The sequence below is a fragment of the Pseudomonas sp. A-R-19 genome (assembly GCF_019956575.1).
GTDB lineage: Bacteria > Pseudomonadota > Gammaproteobacteria > Pseudomonadales > Pseudomonadaceae > Aquipseudomonas.
Genome location: NZ_JAHBDR010000084.1, coordinates 25,060 through 37,449, shown reverse-complemented (window position 1 = coordinate 37,449; position 12,390 = coordinate 25,060). Strand labels below are relative to the sequence as shown.

Annotated in this window: 11 protein-coding genes; 5 read left to right on the top strand and 6 right to left on the bottom strand. The window is 60.6% G+C overall.

Annotation, left to right across the window (positions count from 1 at the left end; genetic code table 11):
* From KGA88_RS24565 to KGA88_RS24545, 5 genes are all read right to left on the bottom strand, one after another.
* Positions 1–180: hypothetical protein (locus KGA88_RS24565; protein ID WP_223594764.1), on the bottom strand; the 180-nt coding region annotated here is incomplete at its 3' end.
* Positions 181–193: 13 nt separating this feature from the next.
* Positions 194–445, bottom strand: a complete 252-nt coding sequence (locus KGA88_RS24560) for a DUF1652 domain-containing protein (protein ID WP_110659641.1) — start codon at positions 443–445, stop codon at positions 194–196.
* A gap of 181 nt (positions 446–626) precedes the next feature.
* Positions 627–2,123: a helix-turn-helix transcriptional regulator gene (locus tag KGA88_RS24555; protein WP_223594762.1), complete on the bottom strand. Its 1,497-nt coding sequence runs from the start codon at positions 2,121–2,123 to the stop codon at positions 627–629.
* Positions 2,124–2,305: 182 nt separating this feature from the next.
* Positions 2,306–3,589, bottom strand: coding sequence for a Zn-dependent hydrolase (locus KGA88_RS24550; protein WP_223594760.1), 1,284 nt, complete (start codon positions 3,587–3,589; stop codon positions 2,306–2,308).
* Positions 3,590–3,730: 141 nt separating this feature from the next.
* Complete coding sequence (locus tag KGA88_RS24545) at positions 3,731–5,215, bottom strand: NCS1 family nucleobase:cation symporter-1 (RefSeq protein WP_223594759.1); 1,485 nt, start codon at positions 5,213–5,215, stop codon at positions 3,731–3,733.
* A 539-nt stretch (positions 5,216–5,754) separates the two neighbouring features.
* Here KGA88_RS24545 and hydA point away from each other — a divergent pair.
* From hydA to preA, 3 genes are all read left to right on the top strand, one after another.
* Positions 5,755–7,194: a dihydropyrimidinase gene (hydA, locus tag KGA88_RS24540; protein WP_110659646.1), complete on the top strand. Its 1,440-nt coding sequence runs from the start codon at positions 5,755–5,757 to the stop codon at positions 7,192–7,194.
* A 206-nt stretch (positions 7,195–7,400) separates the two neighbouring features.
* A complete protein-coding gene (locus KGA88_RS24535; protein WP_223594757.1) occupies positions 7,401–8,768 on the top strand; it encodes an NAD(P)-dependent oxidoreductase in 1,368 nt (455 codons plus the stop codon).
* Positions 8,769–10,043, top strand: coding sequence for an NAD-dependent dihydropyrimidine dehydrogenase subunit PreA (gene preA / locus KGA88_RS24530; protein WP_223594755.1), 1,275 nt, complete (start codon positions 8,769–8,771; stop codon positions 10,041–10,043).
* Positions 10,044–10,159: 116 nt separating this feature from the next.
* On the opposite strand, the gene KGA88_RS24525 is transcribed toward preA, so the two are convergent.
* Positions 10,160–10,780: a TetR/AcrR family transcriptional regulator gene (locus KGA88_RS24525; protein ID WP_110662020.1), complete on the bottom strand. Its 621-nt coding sequence runs from the start codon at positions 10,778–10,780 to the stop codon at positions 10,160–10,162.
* Between the two features lie 135 nt (positions 10,781–10,915).
* On the opposite strand from KGA88_RS24525, the gene copC reads away from it, so the two are divergent.
* Both copC and copD read left to right on the top strand, forming a co-directional pair.
* The gene (gene copC, locus KGA88_RS24520; protein ID WP_223594752.1) at positions 10,916–11,281 is read left to right on the top strand and encodes a copper homeostasis periplasmic binding protein CopC; all 366 of its coding nucleotides are present in this window, start codon (positions 10,916–10,918) and stop codon (positions 11,279–11,281) included.
* A 3-nt stretch (positions 11,282–11,284) separates the two neighbouring features.
* On the top strand, positions 11,285–12,142 hold the full coding sequence (gene copD, locus KGA88_RS24515; protein ID WP_223594751.1) for a copper homeostasis membrane protein CopD: 858 nt from the start codon (positions 11,285–11,287) through the stop codon (positions 12,140–12,142).
* Positions 12,143–12,390: the final 248 nt, after the last annotated feature.

The window sequence follows — 12,390 nt, the reverse complement described above, 5'->3', positions numbered from 1 at the left end:
GCACAATGCCAGCGACAAAGGTGAGATAACGCGTTTCCCAAGAGTTTTCATAGGTTGACCCGCGATAAGTGATAGACACATTTTTGTGACAACAAAACCTGCGCGCAAAATCCACACACCTGTCACAAAAATAAATATCTGCGAATCATTTATAGCCCAGCCGGTGGCTAATGCCAGCAAAAGCTGGCAATTCTTACATCACCGAGCCTGGGTATTGCAGGGAGTTACTGGCCAGTTCGTAGCGCAATTCGTCGATCAATGCAGCGACTGATTCTGTAGTTTGCAACGTACTCAAGTTCAGACCACTGACCACCAGGTCCACCTGCCCCGAAACCGGGTGATAGAGCTTTACGGTCAGCGAATGATTGCCCGTGATGTCGCATTCGCAAGCCAAGGGTGAAAAACTGCGTTCGATCAGCATCCGCAGCTGTGCCAGCGTAATCATTGCAACGGGACCTGGCGGGTTGATGCATCGTGTAGCTGACTCATGGCGGGCGGTTCCTTTTGCGGATAACGAAGTGCGCATGCAGATGACTCTTGGACACCTGCTGCTCATCCCCAGCCTAAGAGCCGATACGCCAGGTCAACACATGAATTTGCACCCTGCGCATTAGTGCATTTGCACCTTAACGCTGCCCCTTGTGCCGCCACTCGCTTGAAAATAGTCCCCGCTCCCGCGCCCAGACAATTGCCTCGCTGCGACTATGAATATCGAGTTTGGAATACACCGCGGCCACATGGTTGCGCACGGTGTTCGGCGCGAGTTTCAGGCGCGCGGCAACTTCCTTGTCGGCCAGGCCTGCGCAAATCAGGCCCAGTACATCGCGTTCACGGGCGGTCAGGTCGGTGAAAGAGCCGCCAGGCAACTGCGCAGAATTGACGATCTTCACGTTCGCCAGTTTTTCGATCAGCGTGCGGCTGAACCATGAGGCGTCCTTCATCACTTCCTCGATGGCCGACACCAGTTCCAGCTCGGTGCGCCTGCGTTCGGTGATGTCCATCAACACCAGCAGATAACATCGGCGGTCCTGAATGTTCACGGTGCCCGCCGACACCGCGCAATCGATCAACCCGGCGTCTTTTCTACGCACGCGCACGTCGATGCGATCCAGGCTGGCGGTTTTCTCCAGCGCGGCGAACAGGCGGATGCGCGCGTTTTTGTCGTCGATGAAATCGATCTGCGCAATGCTGATCCCAAGCACCTCTTCACTGGAATAACCCAGGGTATCGAGGAACGCATCGTTGACATCCAACACCAGATGATCAGATGCGCCGCATATCAGTATCGGCACCGGAGACAGGCGAAAGGCCTTGGCAAAGCGTTCCTCGCTCTGGCGCAGGGCGATTTCAGCTTTGTGCCGGGGCTCCACGTCGACGAATGAAAACAACATGCAGGCCTCGTCGTTGAGCTCCAGCGGTTGGCCGGCCACGATCACTTGCTTGCTGCCGCCATCGGGCAAGCGCAACTCGGCCTCCATCTGTGGAATGGTCGCCCTTTCGCGCAGGCGCTGTTTGGCCAGTTCCCGGTTTTCCACCTGTTCCAGCACGTCCAGTTCATAGGCCGAAGCGCCGATCACCTGGTCACGTGCATAACCGGTCATTTCGAGGAAGCCGGGATTGACCTTGATGTAGCGCAGATCACTGAGGCGGCAGATCACCGCCGGTGCCGGGTTGGCGGCGAAGGTTTTCTCGAAGCGCTGCTCAGCGCTGGCCCAGTCGGTGACATCGTCCATGATCAGCACCAGCGATTCCGGCTCGCCACGGCTATCGGCCAATATCAGGCTGCGCACACGATGGACCCAGGTGCGCTCTGCGTCCGCTGCCGACGTCAATTCCACCAGCACATCGCCGAACGTCTCGCCCCGGCCCACCCGGTTGATCGGGTAGCTGTCGACCGGCACCACATGATTGTTGCGATAGCGCAGTGTGAAGCGTTTGGTATACGCCTCGGCGTTGGCCCCCAGATCACTGACCTGTTCGACGCCATGCATCGTCAGCGCCGCCTCGTTGGCCCACAGGATGCTCTGGTCGGGGTCGAGCAGAATCACCCCATCGGACAGGCCGGCGATGATCTGCTGCAACTGGCGACGATTGGTTTCCGTGGTCAGGACGTCCTGGCTCATCACGCCTCCACAAGTGTTTTGCCCCTGTGAAGAGTACGACCGCAGGAGTGCCTGATCGTGCGAAGGACCTGTGGGAGCGGGCTTGCTCGCGAAGGCGGTGTATCAGTCAACATCGATGTTGAATGTAGCGCCGTCATCGCGAGCAAGCTCGCTCCTACAGGGAGCAGCGGACGTCACCGGGTTCAAGCCGCCAACTCGCCCTTGGCAACTGCCGCCGAAGCCGCCAGCATCGCCCGCAACAACACTGCACACCCGGCCGCCAGGTCGTCGGGCGCGGCGTTTTCGATTTCGTTGTGGCTGATGCCGCCTTCGCACGGCACGAAGATCATCCCGGCCGGGCCGAGTTCGGCGAGGAAGATCGCGTCATGCCCTGCTCCGCTGACGATGTCCATGTGCGACAGGCCCAGGCCCTGGGCGGCGCCGCGCACGGCTTCGACGCAGCCCTTGTCGAAGTACAGTGGCGGGAAGTCGGCGGTTGGCGTGAGCTCGAAGGTCAGGCCGTGTTCGTCGCAGGTGGTTTCGATGACTTCACGTACTTCGGCGATCATCGAGTCCAGGCGTGCCGGTTCCAGATGGCGGAAGTCCAGGGTCATGCGCACTTCGCCGGGGATGACGTTGCGCGAGCCCGGATAGGCTTGCAGGCAACCGACGGTGCCGCAGGCGTGGGGTTGATGGCTGAGGGCAGCGCGGTTGAGCGCTCCGACGATCACCGCGGCGCCAACCAGGGCGTCCTTGCGCAAGTGCATCGGGGTTGGGCCGGCGTGGGCTTCGACGCCGCGCAGTTTCAGATCGAACCATTTCTGTCCGAGAGCGCCCATCACCACGCCTATGGTCTTGCGTTCGTCTTCCAGGATCGGGCCTTGCTCGATGTGGGCTTCAAAATAGGCGCCGACTTTGTGGCCGCTGACTTTGCGCGGGCCGGCATAGCCAATGGCATTCAGCGCTTCACCCACAGTCACGCCATCGGCATCGACCTTGGCCAGGGTTTCCTCGAGGGTGAATTTTTCTGCGAACACGCCGGAGCCCATCATGCATGGGGCGAAGCGCGAGCCTTCTTCGTTGGTCCAGACCACCACTTCCAGCGGCGCTTCGGTTTCGATGTTGAGGTCATTGAGGGTGCGCAGCACTTCGACGCCGGCCAACACACCGAAGCAACCATCGAACTTGCCGCCGGTGGGCTGGGTGTCGATGTGGCTGCCGGTCATCACCGGAGGCAGGTCGGGATTGCGCCCGGGGCGACGGGCGAAGATATTGCCGACGGCGTCGATGCTGACGCTGCATCCGGCATCCGTACACCATTTGACGAAGATGTCCCGGGCCTGGCGGTCGAGGTCGGTCAAGGCCAGGCGACATACCCCGCCCTTGACCGTGGCGCCGAGCCTGGCCAGCTCCATGAGCGATTGCCACAGGCGGTCGCGGTTGATGTGCTGATGGCTGGACTGCAGAACGTCTACGACCGCGTTCATGATGATCTCCTCAGGCTGTTATTGTGTGTTTCTTCAGGCAATTGGTTGGTGTCTGTGAGGCCGTCTTCGCGAGCAAGCCCGCTCCCACATTTGGAATGCATTCCCCTGTGGGAGCGGGCTTGCTCGCGAAGAGGCCATCAGCTACACCGCAGATTTCGCGACAGATGGGTTGGGCCGCATCACACTCAACCCGTAATAAATAACCCCACCCAGCGCCGAGCCGGTAAACCAGCCATAGCTGTAGAACCAGCTGAACGCATCGCTGCCCAGGGACAGCAGCGTCAACGCCACTGGCACGCCGAAAGCAATGAACCCGCACCAGTTCCACGCCGGGTACACTTCATCGCGGTACAGGCCGGCAAGGTCCAGTTGTTGTTTCTTGATCAGGAAATAGTCCACCACCATGATCCCGGCGATCGGCCCCAGCAGGCTGGAATAGCCGAGCAGCCAGTTGGAATAGACGGTTTCCAGACTGACGTCAGAGACAATCAGGCCGAGTTTTTTCAGCAGCTCATGGGCCATCAATGCCAACCCGACAAACCCGGTGAGCAATACTGCCTTGGTACGGTTGATCGCCTTGGGCGCGATGTTCTGGAAGTCATTGGTCGGCGACACGATGTTGGCGGCGGTATTGGTCGACAGCGTGGCGATGATGATCAGCGCCATCGCCAGTGCGACCCAGACCGGGCTCTGGATATGACCGATCAGGGTCACCGGATCGGACACCGTCACCCCCACCAGTTTCACCGACGCCGCGGTCATCACCACGCCAAGGGAGGCGAACAGGAACATGGTCAGCGGCAGGCCGATTATCTGCCCGACGATCTGGTCCTTCTGGCTTTTTGCGTAGCGACTGAAGTCCGGAATGTTCAGTGACAGCGTGGCCCAGAAGCCGACCATCGCCGTCAGCCCGGCCGCGAAGTAGCTGGCCACGCCGGCGCCTTCGGGACGCTTGGCCGGGATTGCCAGCAGTTCGCTCATCGATACGTTGGGCACGGCCCAGACCAGCAGGCCTACGCCCACCAGCACCAACAGTGGCGCCGACAGGGTTTCCAGCCATTTGATCGACTCGGCGCCACGAATCACCACCCACAGGTTCAGCGCCCAGAACACCATGAAGCCGATGACCTCGCCGGTGCCCCCCAGGGATTTCCAGCCCTCGAACACCGAGCCGAGGAACAGGTGAATCGCCAGCCCGCCGAACATGGTCTGGATGCCGAACCAGCCACACGCCACCAGGGCACGGATCAGGCACGGAATGTTGGAACCGAGCACGCCGAAGGACGAGCGCAGCAACACCGGAAAGGGAATGCCGTACTTGGTACCGGGGAAGGCGTTAAGTGTCAGGGGAATCAGCACGATGATGTTGGCGAACAGAATCGCCAGCAGCGCCTCGCCGACGGTCAGGCCGAAGTACGCGGTCAGCACGCCGCCGAGGGTGTAGGTCGGCACGCAGATCGCCATGCCCACCCACAGCGCGGTGATGTGCCACTTGTTCCAGGTGCGTTCGTGCACCTTGGTCGGTGCAATATCGTGGTTGTAACGGGGACTGTCGAGGACATCGCTGCCGGCTTCCAGCTCAACCAAGCCGTCGCGCTCGGTCACTTGCGATCTGATCTGTTGCATGGCCGCTCCACTGTTCTTTTGATTATTGTTGCTCATCAGGGGTCGGCGACTTCAATAAACGTGCCGAGTACCCCGACTACGCATCGGGCAGTTCCATAAACACATTGCAACCAACTGATGTTCATCAGGTTTATTCGCTGACTCGACTATTTGTCAGGCCACTCAGGCCGAATGCCAGGCAAGTTGTCGAAACAGTCAGGACTCAATCTGGTGCGTTGATCTTTTTTCAATGGCCGCGCATCAACCATAGACCATACTCAAACAGCTGATTTCACATAAGAAATCTTGACCATTTTGAGATCCTGTCAAGTGCGTCAAAATGGTGAACGGCCTCACCATTTTGGTGATTTACTAATTTATTACTTAAATATCAAATACTTAATTTCTGAATAAGCTTATAAAAAATATTCTTGCCGATTCGGATAAGTGCAGCTAGCGTTTAATCCTGACAGCGTTGACAGGATTAATTCTGCGCCGGTTGTCTCGAATAAAACATCTAGAACCGGCACAAGCCGGTCATTGCCTGCGAGGAACTCGGAATGTCTCTGTTGATCCGTGGCGCCACCGTTGTTACCCATGATGAAAGTTATCGCGCCGATGTGTATTGCGCAGACGGCGTGATCAAGGCCATCGGCGAAAACCTCGATGTTCCCGCAGAGGCCGAAGTGCTCGACGGCAGCGGCCAATACCTGATGCCCGGCGGCATCGACCCGCACACTCACATGCAACTGCCGTTCATGGGCACGGTGGCCAGCGAAGACTTCTACAGTGGCACGGCGGCGGGGCTGGCCGGCGGCACCACCTCGATCATCGACTTTGTGATTCCCAATCCGCAGCAATCCTTGATGGAAGCCTTCCATCAATGGCGCGGCTGGGCCGAGAAGTCGGCATCGGACTACGGTTTTCATGTCGCCATCACCTGGTGGAGCGAGCAGGTTCGCGAAGAAATGGCCGAGTTGGTCAGCCAGCACGGCGTCAACAGCTTCAAGCACTTCATGGCCTACAAGAACGCGATCATGGCCGCCGATGACACCCTGGTGGCGAGTTTCGAACGCTGCCTGGAACTGGGCGCGGTGCCGACCGTGCACGCGGAAAACGGTGAGCTGGTGTATCACCTGCAGCGCAAGCTGATGGCCCAGGGCATGACCGGGCCGGAGGCGCACCCCCTGTCGCGCCCTTCACAGGTTGAAGGCGAGGCTGCGAGCCGGGCGATCCGTATCGCCGAGACCCTGGGTACGCCGCTGTATCTGGTGCACGTCTCGACCAAGGAAGCCCTGGACGAAATCACCTACGCCCGGGCCAAAGGCCAACCGGTGTACGGTGAAGTGCTGGCCGGCCACCTGCTGCTGGACGACAGCGTCTACCGCGATCCGGACTGGCAGACCGCCGCCGGTTATGTGATGAGCCCGCCGTTTCGTCCTCGCGGCCATCAGGAGGCGCTCTGGCATGGCCTGCAATCGGGCAACCTGCACACCACCGCCACCGACCACTGCTGCTTCTGCGCCGAGCAAAAAGCCGCTGGCCGCGACGACTTCAGCAAGATCCCCAACGGCACCGCCGGCATCGAAGACCGCATGGCCGTGTTGTGGGATGAAGGGGTGAACAGCGGACGCTTTTCGATGCAGCAATTCGTCGCGCTGACGTCCACCAACACGGCGAAGATCTTCAACCTCTACCCGCGCAAAGGCGCGATCCGCGTCGGTGCCGATGCCGATCTGGTCCTGTGGGACCCGCAAGGCACCCGGACCATTTCCGCCAAGACCCACCATCAGCAGGTGGACTTCAACATCTTCGAAGGCAAGACCGTGCGCGGCGTACCCAGCCACACCATCAGCCAGGGCCGCGTGGTCTGGGCCGACGGCGACCTGCGGGCCGAACGCGGGGCCGGGCGCTACATCGAACGGCCGGCGTACCCGGCGGTGTTTGATTTGCTGAGCAAGCGGGCTGAGCTGCACAAGCCTGTTGCCGTGAAACGCTGACCCGATTCTCTGTGGCGAGGGAGCTTGCTCCCGCTGGACTGCGAAGCAGGCCCAGAACCAAACGACCCGGTGTATCAGAACAAACCGGTTGAGCGGATTTGGGGCGGCTTCGCCACCCAACGGGAGCAAGCTCCCTCGCCACAGGGTGAAGCAAAAAACAATGCCCATTCAGAGGCAGCACCTCAAATAACCGTGAGGCCAAAACCGTGATCAAGACCCTGGACCACCTCCCGCATCCCCAAGAGAATGCGGCCGCCCTCGCCGGCCACTTCACCGACCTGGCGCCGCCGCTCAACGAGCGCCAGGCCCATCTCGAAGCCTCGCGCTGCCTGTACTGCTACGATGCGCCCTGTGTGAATGCCTGTCCGAGCGAAATCGACATTCCCTCGTTCATTCGCAACATTGCGCAGGACAATGTGCAAGGCGCCGCGCAGAAGATCCTCTCGGCCAACATCCTCGGCGGCAGTTGCGCCCGGGTTTGCCCGACAGAAGTTCTTTGCCAGCAAGCCTGCGTGCGCAACAACGCCCATGAATGTGCGCCAGTCATGATCGGCCTGTTGCAACGCTACGCCGTCGACAATGCGCATTTCAGCACTCACCCCTTCCAGCGCGCTGCCGCCACCGGCAAGCGCATTGCCGTGGTGGGCGCCGGTCCAGCCGGTTTGTCCTGTGCCCACCGCAGCGCCATGCACGGGCATGACGTGGTGATTTTCGAAGCGCGGGAAAAGGCCGGCGGCCTCAATGAGTACGGGATCGCCAAATACAAACTGGTGGATGACTACGCGCAACGGGAGCTTGAGTTCCTGCTGGAAATCGGCGGAATCGAAATCCGTCACGGGCAGAAGCTCGGGGACAACCTGACCCTCAGTGAACTGCATCAACAGTTCGACGCGGTGTTCCTCGGACTCGGGCTCAACGCCAGCAAACAACTGGGCCTGGCCCACGAAGACGCGCCAGGCTTGCTCGCCGCCACCGACTACATCCGCGAACTGCGCCAGGCCGAAGACCTGACCCAACTGCCCCTGGCCGACCACTGCATCGTCCTCGGCGCAGGCAACACCGCCATCGACATGGCCGTGCAAATGGCCCGCCTGGGCGCCCGTGACGTGAATCTGGTGTATCGGCGCGGGACCGAAGAAATGGGCGCCACCCATCACGAACAGGAGATCGCCAAGGCCAATCAGGTACGGCTGATGACCTGGGCGCAACCGGAAGAAGTGCTGCTCGACGACCACGGTCGCGTGCGCGGCATGCGCTTCGCCCGCACCCATCTGGTCGAAGGTCGCCTGCAAACCACCGGTGAAACCTTTGAACTGGCCGCCGATGCGATCTTCAAGGCCATCGGCCAGGCCTTCGACGGCAGCGCCCTCGCCGATCCGCTGGCCCGTGAACTCAAGCGCCAGGGCGAGCGCATCGAGGTCGATGAACAGCTGCGCACCAGCATCCCCGGCGTGTATGCCGGCGGCGACTGCACCAGCCTCGATCAGGACCTCACCGTGCAAGCGGTGCAACACGGCAAGCGCGCCGCCGAGGCGATCAACGCGCAACTGATGCTCAACGTGGAGGCTGCATAAATGGCCGATCTGTCGATTGTCTTCGCTGGCATCAAAAGCCCCAACCCGTTCTGGCTGGCCTCCGCGCCGCCGACCGACAAGGCCTACAACGTGGTCCGCGCCTTCGAGGCCGGCTGGGGCGGCGTGGTCTGGAAAACCCTGGGTGAAGACCCGGCGGCGGTGAACGTGTCGTCGCGTTATTCGGCGCACTTCGGGGCTAACCGGGAGGTGCTCGGTTTCAACAACATCGAGCTGATCACCGACCGTTCGCTGGAGATCAACCTGCGAGAAATTACCCAGGTGAAAAAGGACTGGCCGGACCGCGCGCTGATCGTGTCCCTGATGGTGCCCTGCGTCGAAGAGTCATGGAAACACATCCTGCCGCTGGTGGAGGCCACCGGCGCCGACGGTATCGAGTTGAATTTCGGTTGCCCCCACGGCATGCCGGAACGCGGCATGGGCGCGGCAGTCGGCCAGGTGCCGGAATACGTCGAACAGGTCACCCGCTGGTGCAAGACCTATTGCTCGCTGCCGGTGATCGTCAAGCTCACGCCGAACATCACCGACATCCGCGTCGCCGCCCGCGCGGCCCATCGTGGCGGCGCCGATGCAGTGTCGTTGATCAACACCATCAACTCGATCACCAGCGTCAACCTCGAACGCATGGTCGCCAACCCCATGGTCGGCAACCAAAGCACCCATGGCGGTTATTGCGGTTCGGCGGTCAAGCCGATTGCCTTGAACATGGTCGCCGAAATCGCCCGTGATCCACAGACCCGGGGCCTGCCCATCAGCGGCATCGGTGGCATCGGCAACTGGCGCGACGCCGCGGAATTCATTGCATTGGGCTGCGGTTCAGTGCAGGTGTGCACGGCGGCAATGCTGCATGGCTTCCGGATTGTCGAGGACATGAAGGACGGTTTGTCACGCTGGATGGACAGTCAGGGCTACGCCAGTATCTCGGAGTTTTCCGGCCGCGCGGTGGCCAACACCACGGACTGGAAGTACCTGGACATCAACTACCAGGTGATCGCGAAAATCGATCAGGAGGCTTGCATCGGTTGTGGTCGTTGCCATATCGCCTGTGAGGACACTTCGCACCAGGCCGTGGCCAGCCTCAAGCAGGCGGACGGCACGCACAAGTATCAAGTGATCGATGAGGAGTGTGTGGGCTGCAACCTGTGCCAGATCACCTGCCCGGTGCAGGACTGTATCGAGATGGTGCCGGTGGAGACCGGCAAGCCGTTTCTGGACTGGAATCATGATCCGAGGAATCCTTATCACGTCAGTCCTTGAAATCTGCGGCGCCTGATCTGGCGCCTTCGCGAGCAAGCCCGCTCCCACATTTGGAATGCATTCCAATGTGGGAGCGGGCTTGCTCGCGAAGAGGCCGGCAGCCACACCACCCAACCTCAAGGCTCCAACCCAATCCCCCGCAAAATCACACTGGTCACCGTCTGCACCGCCCTTTCGAACTGCATGTCCGACAGCGGCTGGTGGTCGTTGAGAATATTCACCTGGTGATCGAAGTCGGCATAGTGCTGGGTCGAGGCCCAGATCATGTACAGCAGGCTCGACGGTTCCACCGGCAGGATGCGCTTGTCGTCCACCCACTGGCGGATTTTCGCTTCCTTCATCTTGGCCCAGTCGTACAGGCTCACATCGAGCGCTGTGCCGAGGGTCGGCGCGCCGTGGATGATTTCGTTGGCCCAGACTTTCGAACCATAAGGCCGGCTGCGGGAATGGTTCATCTTGGCGCGGATGTAGCTGCTGAGCACCACGCGCGGGTCGTCGAACATCTCGAAACACAGCGCGTCCTGCTTCCAGACTTCCAGCAAGTCGAACAGCACGGCGCTGTAAAGCTCGGTCTTGGTGCTGAAGTAGTAGTGCAGGTTGGAACGCGGCAATTGCACTTCAGCGGCGATGTCGGCCATGGCCGTGCTGCCGAAGCCCTTTTCAGCGAAGACCTTTTCCGCCCCCAACAGGATTTTTTCGACGTTACTGCGACGAATCTCGATCTTGTGATTGCCCATGCGGGTCCCCGACAACAACGTTGAGCAAGACTAGCATCCGCTCTGGACTGCGGCGACAGGGGAAAACGAAACTTCGTACAGCCGCTGTCGTAACGCTAAACTCAGCGCACTTGGAAACTGCCATAGGTACTCACGATGCTGCTCAAGAAAACCCTGACCATCACTGCCCTGCTCGGCTCGCTGCTTGCCGCTTCTTCGGCATTTGCCCACGCCCACCTGAAAAGCCAGACACCGGCCGCCGACAGCACCGTGACCGCGCCAACGCAATTGCGCCTGGAGTTCTCCGAGGGTGTCGAGGCCAGTTTCACCAAAGTCACCCTGACCCGGGATGGCGCATCGGTGGCGGTCAAAGCGTTGACCACCGAAGGCAGCGACAAGAAGACCCTGATCGTCACCCCGGCCGAGCCGTTGACCGCCGGCGCCTACAAAGTCGAATGGCACGCCGTGTCCGTCGACACCCACAAAAGCGAAGGTGCCTACGCCTTCAAGGTGGGCCAGTAATTCATGGCGAGCGCGCTGGTGCTGTGCCGCTTCCTGCATTTCATCGTGGTGCTGATGCTGTTCGGGGCCTGGGTGTTCAGGCCGTTGCTTGCAAGTGGCGAAACAGCGCTGGATCAGCGTCTGGCACGGACCACCCGTTGGTTGGCTGGAGTGGCGCTGCTCAGTGGCGCCTGCTGGTTGTTGCTGATTACCGCGAGCATGGCCGGGGCCTGGGACGCGGCCTTCGATCCGCCGACCCTGGGCCTGGTACTGGGCAATACTTTTTTCGGCCAGGTCTGGCGCTGGCATTTGCTGATCAACGTCGCATTGGTGGCGTTACTGCTGAGCCCACTGCGCGCCAACCTTGCGCTGCGCCTGATCCTCAGCGGCTTGCTGCTGGCCACCCTGGCCCCGGTCGGCCACGGCGCCATGCTCGATGGCACCGCCGGGCATTTGCTGATCCTCAATCAACTCATTCACTTGATGTGCGTCGGTGCCTGGCTCGGCGGCCTGATGTTGCTGCTGATGATTCTGCGAGCGCCTGCGGGGCATTCGATGCGCACGTTGTTGCTGCGTTTCAGCGGCATCGGTTACGGGTTGGTCGCCGGGTTGCTGATCACCGGGCTGATCAATGTGCGGGTGCTCACCGGGGCATTCTGGCCGACGCCGCTGTTCAGCGGATTTGCCTTGATCCTGTTGATCAAGGCCGCGCTCGTGGCGGCGATGCTGGGTCTGGCGCTGTTCAATCGGCTGCGCATCGATGACTGCGAGCAGCGTCTGGCGACTTTGCGCTCCAGCGTGATGCTGGAATGGCTGCTGGGGATTGGCGCAGTGGCGGCGGTTTCGCTGCTGGGCACCCTACCCCCGATGATTTCCAGCTAATCACCCCATCCCCTGTGAGTATGGGCTTTTGTGGCGAGGGGCTTGCCCCCGTTGGACTGCGCAGCAGTCCCTTTTTTTGGGGCCGCTGCGCGACCCAACGGGGGCAAGCCCCCTCGCCACAAAGGCTCACCTACGCAAATACAACCCTTTGCACCAAGTCATCGTATAACTTCCCATTGACAACCCACAAAAATCCCGCAAATATCGCCCCCAATGTTGTACGACGACGTATGACAACAATAAAAACA